This window comes from Leptospira bandrabouensis (genome assembly GCF_004770905.1).
GTDB classification, from domain to species: domain Bacteria; phylum Spirochaetota; class Leptospiria; order Leptospirales; family Leptospiraceae; genus Leptospira_A; species Leptospira_A bandrabouensis.
This window is the reverse complement of sequence record NZ_RQHT01000014.1, coordinates 1476223-1494415: the sequence shown is the minus strand read 5'-3', so window position 1 is coordinate 1494415 and position 18193 is coordinate 1476223. Positions and strand designations below refer to the sequence as shown.

Annotated in this window: 17 protein-coding genes; 7 read left to right on the top strand and 10 right to left on the bottom strand. The window is 37.3% G+C overall.

Annotation, left to right across the window (positions count from 1 at the left end):
* The first annotated feature begins 192 nt into the window (after positions 1 to 192).
* The gene (locus tag EHR07_RS14225) at positions 193 to 558 is read left to right on the top strand and encodes a DUF4180 domain-containing protein (RefSeq protein WP_135745673.1); all 366 of its coding nucleotides are present in this window, start codon (positions 193 to 195) and stop codon (positions 556 to 558) included.
* Between the two features lie 64 nt (positions 559 to 622).
* On the opposite strand, the gene EHR07_RS14220 is transcribed toward EHR07_RS14225, so the two are convergent.
* Together EHR07_RS14220 and EHR07_RS14215 are read right to left on the bottom strand one after the other, a co-directional pair.
* Positions 623 to 1138: an SRPBCC family protein gene (locus EHR07_RS14220; protein WP_135745672.1), complete on the bottom strand. Its 516-nt coding sequence runs from the start codon at positions 1136 to 1138 to the stop codon at positions 623 to 625.
* A complete protein-coding gene (locus EHR07_RS14215) occupies positions 1135 to 1479 on the bottom strand; it encodes an ArsR/SmtB family transcription factor (protein WP_135745671.1) in 345 nt (114 codons plus the stop codon). The genes EHR07_RS14220 and EHR07_RS14215 overlap by 4 nt, the downstream gene beginning before the upstream one ends.
* Before the next feature lie 135 nt (positions 1480 to 1614).
* On the opposite strand from EHR07_RS14215, the gene EHR07_RS14210 reads away from it, so the two are divergent.
* On the top strand, positions 1615 to 2064 hold the full coding sequence (locus EHR07_RS14210) for a DUF4180 domain-containing protein (protein ID WP_244288948.1): 450 nt from the start codon (positions 1615 to 1617) through the stop codon (positions 2062 to 2064).
* Positions 2065 to 2110: 46 nt separating this feature from the next.
* On the opposite strand, the gene EHR07_RS14205 is transcribed toward EHR07_RS14210, so the two are convergent.
* On the bottom strand, positions 2111 to 2641 hold the full coding sequence (locus EHR07_RS14205) for a YcxB family protein (RefSeq protein WP_135745670.1): 531 nt from the start codon (positions 2639 to 2641) through the stop codon (positions 2111 to 2113).
* A gap of 816 nt (positions 2642 to 3457) precedes the next feature.
* Here EHR07_RS14205 and EHR07_RS14200 point away from each other — a divergent pair.
* Complete coding sequence (locus tag EHR07_RS14200) at positions 3458 to 4249, top strand: rhomboid family intramembrane serine protease (RefSeq protein WP_244288947.1); 792 nt, start codon at positions 3458 to 3460, stop codon at positions 4247 to 4249.
* Positions 4250 to 4375: 126 nt separating this feature from the next.
* Positions 4376 to 5221 carry a hypothetical protein gene (locus EHR07_RS14195; protein ID WP_135745669.1) on the top strand — a complete coding sequence of 282 codons (846 nt, stop codon included), beginning with the start codon at positions 4376 to 4378 and terminating at the stop codon, positions 5219 to 5221.
* A 28-nt stretch (positions 5222 to 5249) separates the two neighbouring features.
* On the opposite strand, the gene EHR07_RS14190 is transcribed toward EHR07_RS14195, so the two are convergent.
* The 3 genes from EHR07_RS14190 to EHR07_RS14180 all read right to left on the bottom strand — a co-directional run bounded on the left by EHR07_RS14190 (position 5250) and on the right by EHR07_RS14180 (position 8591).
* Positions 5250 to 6500: an adenylate/guanylate cyclase domain-containing protein gene (locus EHR07_RS14190; RefSeq protein WP_135745668.1), complete on the bottom strand. Its 1251-nt coding sequence runs from the start codon at positions 6498 to 6500 to the stop codon at positions 5250 to 5252.
* Positions 6501 to 6767: 267 nt separating this feature from the next.
* Positions 6768 to 7979 (bottom strand): NADP-dependent isocitrate dehydrogenase, encoded by a 1212-nt coding sequence (locus EHR07_RS14185; RefSeq protein WP_135745667.1) that lies wholly within the window; start codon positions 7977 to 7979, stop codon positions 6768 to 6770.
* A gap of 45 nt (positions 7980 to 8024) precedes the next feature.
* Entirely contained in the window at positions 8025 to 8591 is a 567-nt protein-coding gene (locus EHR07_RS14180; protein ID WP_208739859.1) for a hypothetical protein, read from the bottom strand.
* A gap of 79 nt (positions 8592 to 8670) precedes the next feature.
* Here EHR07_RS14180 and EHR07_RS14175 point away from each other — a divergent pair, with 79 nt between their 5' ends.
* Both EHR07_RS14175 and EHR07_RS14170 read left to right on the top strand, forming a co-directional pair.
* Entirely contained in the window at positions 8671 to 9045 is a 375-nt protein-coding gene (locus EHR07_RS14175) for an LIC_13246 family protein (protein ID WP_135745665.1), read from the top strand.
* Between the two features lie 55 nt (positions 9046 to 9100).
* Positions 9101 to 10135, top strand: coding sequence for a hypothetical protein (locus EHR07_RS14170; protein WP_238776686.1), 1035 nt, complete (start codon positions 9101 to 9103; stop codon positions 10133 to 10135).
* A gap of 73 nt (positions 10136 to 10208) precedes the next feature.
* Here EHR07_RS14170 and EHR07_RS14165 read toward each other — a convergent pair whose 3' ends face one another.
* Entirely contained in the window at positions 10209 to 11156 is a 948-nt protein-coding gene (locus EHR07_RS14165) for an MBL fold metallo-hydrolase (RefSeq protein ID WP_135745664.1), read from the bottom strand.
* 48 nt (positions 11157 to 11204) lie between these two features.
* On the opposite strand from EHR07_RS14165, the gene trmB reads away from it, so the two are divergent.
* A complete protein-coding gene (trmB, locus tag EHR07_RS14160) occupies positions 11205 to 11864 on the top strand; it encodes a tRNA (guanine(46)-N(7))-methyltransferase TrmB (RefSeq protein WP_135746303.1) in 660 nt (219 codons plus the stop codon).
* A 91-nt stretch (positions 11865 to 11955) separates the two neighbouring features.
* Here the strand turns inward: trmB and EHR07_RS14155 are convergent, their stop codons facing one another.
* The 3 genes from EHR07_RS14155 to EHR07_RS14145 are packed head-to-tail and all read right to left on the bottom strand — an operon-like array spanning position 11956 to position 18133.
* Entirely contained in the window at positions 11956 to 15555 is a 3600-nt protein-coding gene (locus tag EHR07_RS14155) for a tetratricopeptide repeat protein (RefSeq protein WP_135745663.1), read from the bottom strand.
* Entirely contained in the window at positions 15552 to 17165 is a 1614-nt protein-coding gene (locus EHR07_RS14150) for an LIC10124 family lipoprotein (protein ID WP_135745662.1), read from the bottom strand. Before EHR07_RS14150 ends, EHR07_RS14155 begins: the two co-directional genes overlap by 4 nt.
* Complete coding sequence (locus EHR07_RS14145; RefSeq protein ID WP_135745661.1) at positions 17162 to 18133, bottom strand: FecR family protein; 972 nt, start codon at positions 18131 to 18133, stop codon at positions 17162 to 17164. The genes EHR07_RS14150 and EHR07_RS14145 overlap by 4 nt, the downstream gene beginning before the upstream one ends.
* Positions 18134 to 18193 lie beyond the last annotated feature (60 nt).

Below are 18193 nucleotides of genomic sequence, written 5' to 3'. Positions count from 1 at the left end.
TACAAGAAAATTTATTACCTAAATGCAACAGGTTATCAAAATCGCCAAAAAACATTCGGCTGTCTTAAGTTTTACGAAATCTCAGCGCCCTTCATATTTGCATCGATAAGGTCTTCTCAAAGTTTGACTGAGATCACCTTTGAAGGTAGAATCGGAATTCACAAATAGCCTTTCCAATAGGAATTTGATTTAATGAACATTCGCAAAATACAAAAAAACAATATTGATATCGCAGTGGTTGATACAACGGAAATCGTTTTCACCGATGGTTCCTCAGCCCTTGACTTTTTTGCAACAACACAATATGAATCAGGAACTGAGCGCTTTGTATTGAAACAATCTCAGATCCCCGAAAGTTTCTTCGATTTAAAAACTGGTCTTGCAGGGGATGTATTACAAAAGATTGTGAACTACCGAATGAAACTGGCTATTGTTGGGGATTTTTCTATTTATTCCAGCAAAAGTCTAAATGATTTTATTTATGAAATGAATTCTGGGAAGGATGTTTTTTTTCTGAATTCGGAAGAGGAAGCAATCAACCGTCTAAGTAGTGTTTAGTGCTTTACTACAAAAGTGTATGATCCATGCCCGAGCAAAATCGCACAAGACATGGATACAATCTCTATACGATTTCTACCAATAATTTATCTAACTCCAAGTAACATTCCGCCATCCCATCGGCTGCTCCGGATTCAACCATCATCTTACACACTTCGGCGGAAGCATATCTGCATAGGTGTGTCATGAGTGTCCTATTTCCTTCGGTAGTGAAGGTCCGCGACTCAAATGTAGCATTCGGATTTTCGGGGGCACTCGGATCGAAGGTCGACATGTCCATGATGTAATTCTCGGTATTGGCTAATCTTTCAGGTACAATCACTTCCCGAAATGATCCATAAACGCCGGATTTGTTTCCCTTTGCATCCATATAAAGATACAAGTATTTGCCACCGACTTTCAGATCTTGTTCGCAAGTTTCAAGAACCATACCTTCGGGACCAATCAGCCATCGGCGCATCAGATCGGGTTTAGTGTGACAATCGAATACCAATTCACGTGGTGCGTCGAAGTACCTCGTAAACACAACTTCAGTTTCACCTCGATGTTCCATCTTTACTTCATTTTTGTCTGTATTCATCTTTTCTTATCCCCTTTGGTTTGTATTGTTTGTAATTCGATAAGTAGTCCATCTAACACCTGATATCGTTTCTCCCACATCTGGCGGTATTTTTCGATCCAGTCAATGGCTGTTTTGAGTGGTGCTGTTTCCAACCGGCGAGGCCTTTCCTGGGCTCGAACCGTTGTGGAAACAAGTCCGGCTTGTTCCAAAACTTTGAGGTGTTTGGAAATAGCGGGTTGGCTCATGTTAAAAGGTTTGGCCAACTCCATAACAGTTAAGTCCCCTTTCGCAAGGCGCATCAAAATGGCCCGACGTGTGGGGTCAGCAAGAGCTGAAAATGTGGCATCGAGTGTTTGCATAACTAATTGGTTATATAATTACTTGGATATATAATTTAAAAATGTCAATCCAATTTTTGGAGAAAACTCTGGTAGTTAACTTCAGCGGACGGATTTGGGATTTGTTTTTTTCCGTTTCCTTCCAAGAATTTCCATGTGAATGCAGAGCCCAACCTGTCTAAAGAGAAACCTAAGGAAGAATTCCACTATAGTTTTAAAATGGAACTGACAGAATCACCAATGAATGTTCGTAAAATTAACAAAAATAATATAGAAATCGCAGTAGTCGACTCAAACGAAACTCTGATCACAGACGGATCCTCTGCTCTGGATTTGTTTGCGACAATTCAATACGACTCTGGATGTGATCGTTTTATATTGAAACTATCTCATTTTGCGGAAGACTTCTTTGATTTAAAATCGGGACTTGCTGGAGTCGTATTACAAAAAATAATCAACTACCGGATGAAACTAGCAATCATCGGCGATTTTTCTATTTATTCCAGCAAAAGTGTAAATGATTTTATCTACGAAATGAACTCAGGGAAAGATGTTTTTTTTCTAAATTCAGAAGAGGAAGGAATCGACCGTTTAGCTAACATTTAATGGAAATCTACAGCTAAATCCAAAGCCAGAGAGAATTCTCCCATTTTTAAGGGTAGATCAGATTTCCATTCTTCTGAATCAAAAAGTGGATGATTGCCTGACTATCCGAGGGAGAATGAAAAATCCGATTGGGTAAAATCAGAGCCTGAATGTTCGAGATATATATGTAAAGGGCTTCTGTTCCAATGGACAACCTAACAAGATTTTCATAGGGAATTTTTGACTCCACGTTTTTGGATTGGGTCAGTATAAATGAATCTTCAAACAGAATGGTTAATTCCGATTCAATAAATTCCCTTCCCTCCGTATAGAATTTGTTGAAGTATTTAATCAGCTTCCTTTTTCGAGTCAAACGAAGGTAAACATAATAAAGAATGTTTAAAAACATATACAGGACTGCAAAAATGTTAATTTCTTTTGGATATGTCGTAAAGAATATCACAACAGAGATAATAGTCGTAATGGATAAAAAAAACTCAGGGTAGTATTTCTGATATCTATTACCGAAAAAGTTGTGATGATGTAAGGAAAAAGAAGATAGGTCTTCTAATTTTTGTATGTATTTTATTTCATTCATTTCGGGTCTCTACTCTTCCAGATTTTAATACACCTAACAGATACCAATATAAATTTATTACGCGACTTCTTTCCCACGTGCCACTTCTAAAATAGAAAACCAATCTAGGGAAGACAATGATTTGCACCAAAATGGAAACTATTTCGAGAATATAGTTAGATCTACCAAAGTCAAGACGGAACCCATTTCTATAGAATAGTTCCAATACAATGAAAATACCATACGACCCGAAGGTTACCAACGAAAAAATCATATGATAAGACCGCTTACCTTCATAGAAAAATTATTTTAACCAATCTCGATTCGGTCTATATGAAAATGATTCAAAATAAAGGATCTAAATGCCAAAATGATTCTGTGAATCCATATTTTATAGATTTGTATAACCAAAGTCAAAATGCCTCAGATCGTCCGAGTCCTCTAGGCGTGCTTGCATTCACGGGAGAATTTATTCCTTGTTCTCATTGATGATTCGAATTCTGGTTAAAGATGCAAACAAATTGTTCTCGGCTTACTTTGTTTTACCACCCTATGACAGAACTAACTAAAATATATTCGGAAGGATTAGAATTATGATAAAGTATCTTTCAAAATCTTAAACATTTATTTCCTCACATCGTTCGAGAACCAAATACGAAACAACCTTATTTCGGAATAAGGGATGAATGGTTTTATGGAATTCTTCTTGCGTTTACTTTCTTTTCTTATCTTTGGTATTAAAAATATCAAAATCGAATAAACTTGGCCCATAAAACTGTATTACTATGGCTAAACCTTTTTCTATTTTAAAAAAGTAAGGGATTGGCAATACATTCATTGATTAAAATAATTGGCAGTGTCCCCGACCAACTAACAATGTTTGTATTTGAAAAAGCAAATCACAATTTTAGAAAACCAATCCTTACCTTGGGTTTTATTTTAATCACAATGCTAACATTATTCTTTGATAATATTGATTCCTATGCATTTACACCAAAAAAAGAGTTTGGGTTCAGTATCGTAGGTTCGATCTTTTTTAATACTTCTTTTACCGAGTGGCTTACCAATGCAATCTACTTATACATGTTCGCTGACAATATAGAAGATGTAGTGGGACATTTTTACTTTTTTATCTTATTTCTTTTTTTTGGGATCCTAGCCAATCTAACCTATTTTTTATTTCATACGAATTCCATTATTCCAGTGATCGGAACCTCTGGGGTCATATCAGGAATCCTTGGGATGTACTTTGTTTTTTTTCCTAATGTAAAAAGTACGATGGTGTTTGAAAAAGCTACCTTCCGTGATATACCAATCTTTATCAGTCTCAGTATTTGGATTCTCATCCAATCCTATTTCTATATTGTTGAATTAAATAACCAAGTGCGGAGTGTTTATGGCGGACAAGTAATCACCTTTTTAATGGGAATTATCATCGCCCAAATCTTTATCCGATATAAATTTTTAGATCGACTGGACCATAATATTCGTCTATCTACTTTTATCAACAAAACTGTCCTTTGTCCTTCTTGCAGTAATCCAATCCCGACTGAAAAATATGGAAGGTTGCACTGTTCGGCTTGTAATACAAATTTCTTTTTCGATCGCCATGGAAAAAAATTTCTATAACTTTATCCCTTCGATTGATTTTAATTTCTAAAATCTTTTTAAAAATAATTTAGTCATTTAATTTCTCATCGACAATTCTTTTCTCTTATTTAGAATCCTTCGTTACCTAACGGTGGGAGAACATAAATGCAAAGAATCTTGTTCCTTTTTCTTGTTTTAACCCTCTGCATTCAGCCTATTTTTGGAGAAGTAAATCCAAATTCTCTCGGACTTCCCAAAGAAGGTTATTATATCATCACTTATAAAAACAATTCAGTTAATTTAGAGATAAACGCCAATGGGTATGAAGTCAAAGGAGGATCATCTAACGAAGATTCTTCTGGGCAAGCAGACATCAACTACTGGATTTTACCTGGGAAAAACAAAAACAAAATCAAAATTCGACTGTCAGAACGCAAAGGCAAACAGAAAGAAAAAGAAGGTCTTCCAAAAGAAGCGGAAGTCAAACTTGTGTTAGGTCAAAAAGGGCAGTTCCCAGACGAAGGAATTCCTCTAAAACACTTTCAGTGGCCGGACCAAACACATGCCAACTTGGGAGAATGGACTGAGTTAGAATTTGACCCGCCATTCCTTCCACCAAGTCAGTTGTGGAAACAAGCAGAAATCATCTCACTCACAAAGGAAAAAGAAACTTCGGCCATTGAGTTTGCAACTGAACTTACCAAAACTTTAAACACAAAGGATCCGAAAAAAATACTTTCGATGGTCCAGTTTCGTGCACAAGACACTTCAGAAGTTCGTTATTATCCGTATGTAGAAGCAGAGGAACTTAAATCCATAAACGATATGATAAAAGCCATTGGTTCCAGTTGGAAATTGGATACAAATAATATCAAATTCACCTTACTGTGTAACAACCAAATCCTAAATGTCACCGATCATAAAGGAGAACCCATCCTTACTTCTAAAAAAGGAGCCTCCATTCCGCTCTATTTAAGTTGGATAGCCGGCAAGTGGGTGATTGTCCGTTGATTTAAAATTTTAATTTTTAAATTTCATCTTACCATTTCCGCTTCGTTCTTTCGGAGATGGCAAATATCTTTTTTGGGGAACTAATTCCTTTCAATTTGTGTTCCCCTAATTCTTCCCAACGAACAGGAATTTGTTCTGCCAAACTTTCGGAGGCCAAAACTGCTTTCCCTAATTCCCCACACATCCCAGCAATGCGACTCGTTAAATTGACTGCCTCTCCTATGACCGTAAAATCCAATCGTTCTGTGGAACCAATGTTTCCATAAAGGATTTCCCCGGAATGCAAACCAACTCCATGGTGGATGGGAAGTTTTTCATCCTTTTCTCTGGTTTGGTTGTGTTGTAATAAACTTTCACCTAACTTTCTAACGGCGAGAAGGACTTTTTTGCCAACAAAGGTTTTATTGGATTCGGAATAAGGAAATACAGCTAAAATTCCGTCTCCCAATAATTTCAATACTTCTCCGCCATGTGCTTCAATCAGTGGAATAGCTAAACCAAAATAATCATTTAACAACTGAATAATTTCCGGCGGTGATAATTTTTCACTCATCCCTGAATAATTACGAATGTCCGAAAACCAAATCACTGATTTGATTTTGTCGAGTTCCCCTAAATAAATTTTTCCCGAATACACCGTAGAGCCGGTTCGTTTTCCCAAATATATACTGAGTAATGATTCCGTTAATTCATTCTGAATGAAATTCATCCATTGCAAAGACAGGATCTTTAAAACCTGATTTAAAAAACCTTGTTCTTCGTCAGACCAACCATTTGGTTTGTCTGTCACTAAACTTAAAAAAGCATAACTAACCCCTTTTTGTAAAATGGGAACTGCTAAATAACCTGTAGCACCGAGCGGAGCCAAATCATCTAGGATTGGATAAGGGCGTGGTTTTCCTTGATTTTCCGCAAAACCAAAGTAATACGGCTTTTTGGTAGACATTACATGTTGAACAGGACTTACAGCAAATTGAGAAGTCTGCAAAGATCCCAATCGAAATCGCACTTCCCGAAGAAATCCATTTTCAGATTCTATTGTGGATCTTGAATGTAATAAAGGAGTTGTGGAATCATCAAAATATTCGATTTTGTTTTTAGGAACCCAAGTATAAGACAAAGATTCCACTTGCGGGTGGAGGGTACGTGTTCCCATATTAACTCGTACAATTTGAAACCCTTGATTTTGTAAATATCCAATCCCTTTATCGAAAAGTTCGACAGAAGATTTTAATCCAGGCAATTCATTCGTATACCATTCAATAAATTCAGCGATCATTTTCCTATTTGACTTCCAAACTTCACTTAAAGTGAGTCACCTTCTGTTTAATTTTTAAACGAAACACAGAAACAGAAATTCACAAAATTTTTATCTCTAAAAATTTCTGTGATCCCATGTTCTATTCAGTATTAAGGAGATTGAATCTACAACCACTCAGACCAATTGCAAGGAAATATTTGATTTAAAAAAAAGGGGAAAAAAGGAAGGGATATTATGTTAAAACATCATACCCTGCCAAAAGACAGGGTATGAAATTTACGAATCTTATTTTAGTTTCGCATCCAAACGTTTTTGTACAGCTTCCATAAATTGGAAAGTATCCAATTCTTTTTTGTTAGCTGCAGTGGAAAGAGAAAGTAGGTCTTTTGTCATTTCGCCACCTTCGATAGTTTCAATGATTGCTTCTTCCAATTTCACTGCAAAGTTTACTAGTTCTGGAGTTCCATCTAGTTCCCCACGTTTTGCAAGAGCTCCCGTCCAAGCAAAAATAGAAGCCACTGAGTTTGTAGAAGTGGTTTCTCCTTTTTGGTATTTACGGTAGTGACGAGTCACAGTTCCATGTGCGGCTTCGTATTCGTATTTTCCGTCTGGAGACACAAGAACCGAAGTCATAAGTCCAAGAGAACCAAAACCAGAAGCAACCATATCACTCATAACGTCACCGTCGTAGTTCATCATCGCCCAAAGTTGTCCACCTTCGTTTTTCATGATTTGCGCAACAGCATCATCAATTAGGTAGTAACTATAAGTAATACCAGCAGCCTTCATAGCAGCTTCTTGTTCTTTTGCCATGTTATCAAAGATATCGCGGAAACGTGCATGGTATTTTTTAGAGATCGTATCTTTTGTTGCAAACCAGATGCTGATTTTTTCAGATATAGCGTAAGTGAAACATGCCTTTGCAAATGACTTGATGGATTCATCAAGGTTATGCATCGCAAGAGCAACACCTGGCGCTTTAAAATCGTTTACAAGTAATCTTTGTTTTTCTTTTCCAGAAGCATCAGTATAAACAAGTTCTACTTTTCCTGGACCATCTACTGCGATTTCTACGTCACGGTATATATCACCGTAAGCATGTCTTCCAATCGCAATTGGCTTTTTCCAAGAGTTTACTGCCGCTGGAATGTTTTTGATGATGATTGGTTTACGGAAAACAGTTCCATCTAAGATGGCACGGATAGTTCCGTTAGGTGATTTCCATTCTTGTTTTAGATTGTATTCTTTTACTCGGTCAGCGTTTGGAGTGATAGTTGCACATTTAACACCCACGCCGTGTTTTTTGATCGCGTTAGCAGAATCGACTGTGACTTGGTCATCTGTCTTGTCACGGTATTCAACACCTAAGTCATAGTATTCTAAAGTGATGTCTAAATAAGGGTAGATGAAACGATCTTTAATTTCTTTCCAGATAATTCTTGTCATTTCATCGCCGTCTAACTCAACAAGCGGTGTTTTTACTTTAATTTTTCCCATTGATTTCTCCTAAACTCATTCAATTTTTGATTCGCATAAATACGTTTATGTGGGATTTACCATATGTAAATTCCATATGTAGTGACAAAATTCCGTAGAATTATTGATCGCTCCTGAAATGGTATGAATTCCCGTAAGGGATGTATATCTTTTTCTATAAGCATCTCGTTCAGAAACTTGAGAAAGTTTAACTTCCAAACGAATGAGAACCTCTTTCCAAGATTCACAATGTTCTTTTACCTTTGGGTCTGTCGCTTTGATTTTGAGATCCGATGCTTTAGAAATCTGAATTTCCCAGAAATGAGTTGGAAAAGCGGGAGGTCTATATTTGTCCCGAATGGTTTCTAAGTCTTTTTCAATGTCTTGGTCCCTGAAGGCCGTAAAAAAGAAAAATCCGCTGATTCGTAATGAGAGTGGAAGGAAAAAACTAAAATTGCGATCGTAAGAGATCATTTGTTGGAGAGTCCATTCGGCAGATTTTCCACTGGTTCTTTTCTCGGCAAAGGTCTTGGCATCCAAAGAAGCCAATTCATCAAAGCAGTATTGGGCAAACCGGAGTTTCTCTTTCCAGAATATTTCTAATATCTCGGTGACCATGCCTGTTTCGTTCATCTTGGATAGGGGAAAGTATTTTTCAAGTGCGAATCCTTTTTTAAGAACCAAAGTCAATCTCCTTCTACCCCCAAGAAATATGAAAGAAACCGAAGTCCTTTGGCGCGAGCTTGTGACAAAAAAAGATGAATTCTTACATATCTTACGAATTCTGAATCATTATTATGAAATGCGAGGTGAAACTAAATCCAAACAGTTTGCCTTCCGTAGACATTTGGCCGATTCCCCACCTGAATCGGTACAAATTTTTTTCTCAAGGCTTGGCCCCTATGAATACCAAGTGGCTTGTCGGATTTTGCCCGAAGAACAGACGGAAACCTGGATTCATATTGATGGGATCGCAGAAGAAAGAGAAAGATTAAAACAAATCGGTAATACAGAACACCCCGTCTTTTCGCTCGTTTGTCTCGGAGATTTATTTGCTCTTTCTGAACCGAGCACAGTCTCCATTTAAAGGGAATCCCTAAGAAATATCTTGATTCTTTTTGAATACCCGACAGGATTTGCCGGTGTTTCGGCAAATCTTTCGACTGACTTGGATTACCCTTTTATTTTCACTCCTAACAACGGTGAGTTTATTCTCCCAAGATTTTAAAACCCAACACTTCCCTGATGAAGGTTATCTTCAGGCCTGGAACTTCACTTTCCGAAATGAGAAATACAATCTTTTTGCCACCTTCCTGGTTAGTAATTTTGGCCCCGGTTCACATAACAATGGTATATCTCTACTTTTAAAACCAAAAGACCAGCCAGTTTTTTATTCCACTCGTGAATTTGATTCAGATGAATATGAATTTAGAAAAGGCCAGTTTTACCAAAGGAGTGGAGAAAACTGGATGGAATACAAAAACGGAATCTATTCGTTTTATATGAACTATGGGGATTGGGAAATTAAATTAGATTATAAACCAAGACGTGGTTCTGTTCCCATCTCTCAAGGAAGGTATCCATTAAAAGATGATGGAAAATTTGTCCAAGCAGACATTCCATTTTCCTACTCTCAAGTAACAGGAACCATTCGATACAAGGAAATCACCGAAGAGATCAAAGGTGTTGGTGGTTTGGAACATATTTTAACAAACGAACCAGTGTATCAATTTTCAAAAAAATGGGAACTGGTAAGATCGATCACAAAGGATGGATATCGAATTTTTACTGGTGGGTTTATTGGCACACCTGATTTTCCAGGAAGTTTTTTTAGACGAGTCGCTGTCATTGATAATACGGGCCATCTGGTTTTGGAAGGTACTGTAGAACATGTTGAAGTTTTGGATTGGGAAAAAGAACCTACTTCTGGTTATACAATTCCGAAAAGGGAAGTTTTATATTTTAATGAAGGAAAATGTTCACTTCTTGTAAAACGAACAAAACCAATTGCAACAATGAGCGCTTTGGAAAACATTTCTTCGTTTTTAAGATTTTTTATCCAATTGTTTTTTGCAAAACCATACCAAATCCATTGGTATGCCGATTTAAAATTAGATTGTCCCATTTGGTCTGGAGATGCAAAGGGATATCATTCCAATTACTTGATCAATGAATAAATTTTAAAATTCAATTTATATTAATGTTTGTTTCTTGCCTCTATACAAACGTTATTCGAAAATCAATTACAAACTAAAGAATTAATTTTTGCCCTTCATGGGCAATATGAACCTGCATGCCGCCAGGTTTGATTAACCTAGCTTCATCTAAAATAATCCGTGCCACTTCATGGTCCGTGTGATCAGGTTCATGGTGGGTGAGAACCACAGAACGAATTTCCATCATTTCTGCAAACTCAACAGCTTTGCTGACAGCAGTGTGACCCCAACCTATTTTTTTTTCAGCCTCTGCGGTACTATACTGCGCATCGATAATGATAAGATCGGCTCCAGCAATCTGGGGTTTCATTTTGAGTAGATGTTCTCTATCTTCTTCTCGGTATTCTACATCTGTACAAAATAAGAAAATTTTATTTCCTTCGCGGATTCTATAACCAGTACAAGACCCTGGATGGCGTAATCCAAAAGGAATGATCCTTAGACCACCTAACGAATACGACTCGAATTCCTTCCAAAGATGAAAGTGTTTTTTTGCGGCCATTTGCTGCAAGGTCACGGGAAAATTTTCAGGATGTTGTTGGCGGATTAACCGTTCTTCCAAATTCTCAATACATGAGTAAAAATGAATATTACAAGATGGTGAATACCCTGGTTTAAAAAAAGGCCAACCTTGGATATGGTCCCAATGTGTATGAGAAACCAAAATATGAATGTCCATTTCTTCCCCACTAAATGCTTGGGTCGCCATTTGGTTACCAAGAACCCGAAGTCCCGTCCCCATATCTAAAATGACTTTTTCACCACCATCTCCTTCAATGAATACGCAAGTCGTATTCCCTCCCAAATCTTGGGAGAGAGGAATGGGTAAATGATTTAAAAACTCCTCTTCCGAAAAAGAAGCGGGATCCTTTTGCCACTCTTCTTTGGCCATTTGGAGAATCTTTAGAGTTTTCTCCCGTTGTTCCGGTTTTGAAATCGGTGTGGGTAGAGAACCGCGAACACCAAAAAGAGTTATTTTCATCTAGTTCCTTTTAAAAATCCTGACAATACATCATCGGAAGGAATGCAATTGTTAGTTAGCCCAGAAATCCAAGAAAAACTTTGGAAGTTTACTACCAAGACTTCCTATCAATCAGACTACCTCCTGCAACCTAAAGAGCGGGGAAAAAAAATCGACCTAAAAAAATCTTTCCCAGAGAAGATCCAAAACTTTGTCTTAGAACTTGGATCAGGATGGGGTGAAGTTGCCATAGAATTGGCAAAGAATGACCACCAAACAGGCTATCTGTTGATGGAAAAAAAGGTAAACCGAATCATCCATACCGAAAAACAACGGCAAACGTTAGGTTTGAATAATATCCGCTATATGACCGTTAACTTCCAATGGTTTTTCGATGAATTACTTGAAAAGGAAATTTTTGACAAAATTATCATCAACTTCCCAGATCCTTGGCCGAAGAAAAAACACCGGAAAAACAGACTCATGCAAGAGCATATGCTCGAACAAATATATGATCTATTGAAACCAGGTGGCCAGTTGTTGTTTGCCACCGACTATGGCCCGTATGCGAGGCGAACCATTTCTTTATTTAGAAAATTTCCTAAATTTGTTTGGGATAAAAAAGAATACGAATTTGAAAGACCAGGTTTCCCTATTTCCTTTTTCGAAGCAGAAAAAAGAAACGAAGGAAAACGAATCTATTATATAAATCGAACTAAAACAAAATAAAATGATAAGAGGAAAGTCTTTCCAGCGAATTTCTCCATCACCCTCTAAGTAAGAACCAATGCCTCTTACTTAGAGGCTAATTTGGTTGCCGTTAGTCGACAGTTACCGTACTGATACGAAGGCCATCGCGGTCACCTTTCCAAGGAACAGAAGTTTTTTCACTTCCTTTGATGAGTAGTAGTTCTTTCGACCGACCTTCTACTACAAGTCCATCTAATGGATAATAAAAATCTCCTTGAATGGCGTAGGAATCCTTCCACTTAGATCCACCTTTCCAAAGATAGGTGGTATTTTCCGTATTGATGAGTAATGACTCTGGATTTTTAACAACAGAACGAATGGACTCTGTATTTCCAAGGGAATACAGTTTTGCTTTTTCGGTTCCTTCGTAAACATGGCTTCCGAATTGAACCAAACAAGAATCTTCCAAACACCCGATGATTTGTGCTGATTCTTTTGTATCCTTTTTGGCCACAGGATTTGATAATTTTTTGTCCTTATCGGAATTGGCACTGGAACCAATCGCAAATACTTGCAATTGAAATTCTTTTTTCAAATCACGTAGGACAAAAAGTTTTCCTTCTGTCGTATAAGAAAAACTTAAAAAATCATTTCCATTCCATTCTTCTTCAATTTCCAAATTTGGATTTGTTTTAACAATCTTTCGGTCTGATCCCTTTTCTTTTTCTAGAAGAAGGAAAAAACCATTCGCATCAGCTGTTCCTTGTTTGACTTTCCATCCAGCTAATATCTGTTTTTTAAAAGTCATCTTTCCTGATTCAGGATAAATTTTGGTGGCTGTATCGTTGGAAATTCCAACAAGCTCTTTACCTGCAACTAACAATTGATACGGAGTAGATGTGTATTGTTTCCAAACAAGTTCCTTTGTAACACGGTCATAACCAACAATTGCGGATCCATAATTTACAATAATCCGGTTTGGATAAATAATAGGAGTAGAAACCGGAGTTCCAGAAAGATTGAGGTCTGTTACATGAAGTGGTTCATCATCCAATGCATCAGAAGGAAGTAACCTTGCGTATTTGGTTTCGCCGTATTCGCGTAAAATTTTCTCTTTTATTTGGTTTCGTTTTGTTTTCAGCTTTTCAGAGGGAGATTGTTTTTGTTTGGCATCTAAAATTCGAAATAGTGCGAATAAAGCCTCAGCAGAAGGATCTTCTTTCAGAACACGTTCTATGATTTTTTCTGCTTCTTCTAATTTGTTTTCTTTATAATAAATGTATGCTAACTGGATCTCACCGTCCATAAAATCTGGATCCGATTTGCGAATGGATTCCAAAATAGATTTTGCTTCTTTTGTAAGGTCTTCGTTGAAATAAGCGATAGCTAAATTGTAAGAAGAAAGACCAAATTCAGAATCCTTTTCTCTTGCTTTTTCAAATTCCCGTTTGGCGTTATCCATCTGGTTTAATTTATAAAATGCCAAACCTTTAGCGACATTACTCGGCGCAAAATTCGGATTTACTAAAATGGAACGATCAAAATCACCAATTGCAGCTTCGTAGTTTTTACGTTTCATGGTCACGAGACCCAACATATAATAGGCGTAATACGAATCTGGTTTCTCTCTTAGAATATCGTTAAAACCATCTTCAGCTCTTTTAAGTTCCCCTTTTTTATAGTAAAAAGAGTAGATCCCTTCTTTGAAGGAAATTGCATTTTCTTTGTTCGAACGAACGGCATTTTCCAAAATAGAAAGACCTTTTTCTTCCTCACCTTTTTCAATATAACATTCAGCAATTTTGACAAGAAGGGAAGCCTTAGGTACTCGGTCATAAGCCTTTTGATACGGAGTGACTGCTTCCAAATATTTTTTACGGTTGAAGAAGGAATTTCCTTCTTTTACGTAAGGAAGGATTTCCGCAAAACGCGAGTTTTCTGCTACTGTCTTTTCCGTTTCAATTAGTTCCGGAATGTCTTTTGTATATTTTTTGGATTTTTGGATAAACTCGTTTGCGCGAGTGTAGTTTTCTTTTGAGTTCTCTTCTACTGCACGTTTGTAATACAAACTTCCTAACCTGTAATCAACTGCATCATTGTTTGGAAATTTTTTCTTTAGTCCCATATAGATGGATTCAGCTTCTTCCCATTTACTGGCATCTTCTGCAATCCGTCCTAAAGTGATGGCACTAAATGGATCTGTTGCCGAAAGGATTTCTAATTTTTTGATAAATTCCTTTTCTTTTTTGGATTCCCCAGTTTTTGCATAAACACGAGCCAGTCCTTGTAAGGCACCAGGGTTTGAAGAATCCATTCGGTAAGCTTCTAAATAGGAACCTTCCGATTTTTTATATTCTCCAAAAGCAAAATAAGCCCGACCAAATGCATTTTGTGCAGCAGGATTTTCTGGATTGACACCCATCGCTTTTCCATACTCATCAAAGGCTTGTTTTCTTTTTCCCTGGCGTAAGAAGGAATCACCACTAGCAATGTACTTTTGTGATTCGGCTAAAACTTTGGCTTTGCGAATCTCTTCCTTCTTTGCTTTGGGATGAGACTCTGCTTTTTTTAGTACATCCAGAGCTTCCTCAAAACGACCAGAATCAATCAGCACATAAGCTAAGTTGAGTTTAGGTTCGAAAAAATTGGGATCCCAAGACGAAGCATCTTGGAAACTCAGAGTGGCTTTTTTGGTTTCACCCCATTTCCATTCGCATATTCCTTGTTTGTTGCGGATTTCTGCATTTTTTGGAATTTTTGCGCTAGCTTGTTTGGAGGTTTTTAAACAATCTGAATAGTTATGGTTTTGGATGTAAACATTACACAATCCAACGTAAGCATTGGGATTTGTGTCTGAAAATGAAATGGATTTTTTAAAACTTTCTTCACTTTCTTTCAGTTTGCCATTTAATAACTGTGCATTTCCCAAGAAGGACCACAAAGATCCATTTTGAGGTTGTAATTCTGTGGCTTTTTTAAATTCGGAAGTGGCCTCAACGTAATTCTTTTTGGCTAAAAAATCATTACCACGTTGGATGAGTGAAGCAATCTTTGTAGAAAGTTTTGCATCTTTAGCAGTTTTTAATTCTGGATTGAGTTTTTCTGCCTTGGCAAAGTAAGCCTCTGCTTCGTCGTATCTTTTTAGTTCTAAACAAACATCACCTAATTGGTTCAGAAGTTCAATCGGGTAAGGAAACTCTGGTTTTGTTTCCAAAGATTTCAGAACTACAAGGCTCTCTTGGTATCGGCCTATGTTTTTTAAAAGGATCCCCGTTTTGTATGAATAAATGGTTTCTTCTGGTTTGAGTTGGCTTAAGGTTTGGTAGGTAGATAGAGCTTCTTCGTTTTCACCCAAAGTGGATTGCACTGTTCCAAGACCAATCAGTAGTTTTTCATTTTTAGGTTCTATGTTTTTGCCTTTTTCGAAAGCAAGTTTTGCATTTTCATAATCACCTAACTGATAGTAGGAGGAACCTAGTAAAGAATAACCATCAATGAGTTCAAAGGTTTGGATGGAAGTTTTTGCTTTTTCCAAAGCAGTGTCCATATTTCCTTTTTGGAACTCGTTACTTCCCTCTGCCACAAGTGCCCGAGCCTCTTCAATTTTTTGACGATCGGAAATATCTGATTTTTCTACAACTGGATCTTTAACAGTGACCGGTTTAAAATCTCTAGACTGACAACCAACGAACAGAACAAAGGTGATAATTAAAAAACTAAGTTGCCTCATTTTTGGAGCCTTTCCTCAAATTTAACCATATCAGGATATCTTATTTTTAGACCGCGAAGGGGTGTGCCCGTAATGGGAGCGTTATGCGGGGTCAAAACTCCTAAATTCCAAAACGTTTCAAAATTCCAAGGGAGTTCTTCGACAGTTTTATTTCCCAGAGACAAACGAATCATTTTCTTTTCTATATCCGTGGAAAGTTTGACTGTTCTTCCTTTGAGTTCATCTTCTTTGTCCCAACGATAGGAAGAACGAACAGGTGCTTCCTTCTCTTCCGAAGTAAACTTAATAATATGGAAATCTGTTTTGTCTACGTACACGATAATTGCATTTTGGTTATGATCGGTAAAAGAAAGACCAACAGCACCGTTCAAATCTTTCATAAGGTCCAATACAAGTTCAGCTTCCAGGTAATCAGGGATCAAATCTTCGGAATACACTCCATACCAACCGTTTGGTAAGTCCTTGTTTTTTGCGAATGTCAATTTGCCTGGGAAAGTTGCTGAAAAGTTTGGAGAAACAGATGTTAAGTTCCAAAACTCTTCCGACTCCCAACCCACTCCATCTTCTAGTGAAATAGGCAAAGCAACGGATGTAATTTGTTTAGGTCTAATTTTAATTCCAGCTTTTGCATACTCAAAATGGGAGTCGTTTTGTGTACGAATGAATTGGATCGGATAACTACCGTAAGGTACACCTGATTCCGCATATTGTGTTTTACCTTTTTTCTGACCATCTACTATGATGTCGAGGCCAGGAGGAAAACTGGAGATCACAATGGTTCCTTGGGAAATATCATCACTCCATTCTTGGAATACCCTTGTCGTTTTTCCTGCGCGAATTAAGATATTTCGTTTTACTGGATCTTTACCAGGTTTGGAAAAGGAGAGGGTATGTTTGCCATTGATAAGTTGGTAAGAAAGTAAGGGAGCTTTGCCCACTTCGATCCCATCCAAATAAATAGTGGTTCCTGGTGAAGTGGAAAATATAGAAACATTTCCACGTAAGGAAGAAGTAAAATAAGTGCGGAGGTCATCTTCGGAAGGAGAAGAAACTTCTGCGTAATAAGAAGGGACAGTTCCTGTTAAAGGTTGGAGTTGTTTTTTGCCATGAAACACATCAAAGGATTTTAACGATTTCACAACCGGCTCTTTTTTCTCTTGGTAAACAAAAATCGCCTTACCAAAGTTTTGTGAAAGCACAGGGTCTTTGTATTGGATCTCAACGGAAATTCGTTCCGCAATTTTTGAAAGAGTTAATTCTAATATTAAATCTAAGTCGGAGGATTCGAAAAATTTCGGATCTGGGTTTTTAGGAGCTTTTTTATATAATCCTAGTTTGTTATGTGGGAAAAGAATTTTTTCTTCTAGTAATAATAAATCAGATTTGGAAAACCCCTCTGGAACTTGTTTCCAGAGGAGGGAAAAATGAGGAGTGGATTTATTTACCAGTCGTTCTTTGTAATCTCTACCCGAAGGAAGGGGTTCTGATTCACCCGGAAGAGGTGTGATGAACTTAGGTTTTGTAAAACTTCGATTCAGTGTTTCGATCTTTGTGACCGAAGAACAATAACCGACTAAAAAACAAAGGACCGGTAAATAAACATATCTCATTTCGTCTTATCAAAACTCTCTTTAGGAGCTAATTTTAGGGAATCTTTTTGAACATCTTTTTTGATGTATTTTGAATCTTCAATAGCCTTTGCCGTTTTAATTACTTCATCAGATTTTGATTTTGTAATCTCACGAGTTCTAGCTGCTTTTTCTAACTCTTCTGCCGAAGAACCAATGTTCAATTTTTGAAGTTCTTCGTTGTTAGTTTTTAGCTCATTCGCAAGAGACTCAAACTGTAACATCTTAGTATTTTCAAAAGCCAACATTTCTTTCATCTCGGAAAGAGATTGTTTGTCCATTGGTTTGATCATTTTATCAGAAAGTTTGGTTTCATTACCAACTTCAGCTGTTTTCTGTTTGTCGACAACGATTTCGTTTTCTGAATTGGATTTGCGAATGGCAACGGCACCATCAAGAACCGTATACTTAACAACACAGTTTCCAGATCCGCAAGCTACGTTTCCACCTTTGGCAGATGGATTTTCAACATTGGTAAGAAAGATGGTTCCACGAACACCCGCAATCGAAGTAGGAGTGACAACACTGAAAGATTCTGTTTTTCTTTCTTTGCGTAAAACTGTTACAAGTTTTCCATATTGCATGTTAACTTCTGTTTCACGAGATCCGTCGTTTGCTGCAAACGCTTGGCTTACACTAAGAGAAGTATTTTTGTTTAACTTAAGAACTCCGTCTTCACCCACAAGGATTTCCACAGAACCGTTTTGGCCAGTGACGATCGTATCTTTAGAAGTTAATACATCACCTAAGTTTGGTTTCACTTGTCCACTTTCGCGGATGACAACTACATCACCTTTTACAAAAGCAACAACAACATTACTAACTTGTTCAGTTTTCTCTGTAACGTTTGTTACAGATTCCTTGGAATCTTTTTGGCAAGCAGTAAAAAATATGGCAAATACTGCCACAAATCCCAATGCCGACAACTGATTGATCATTGTTCGTTTCATATTCCTTCCTCCGGAAATAACACTCTAAGAATAGATAACAACTGAGGGCTTGGCAACTCT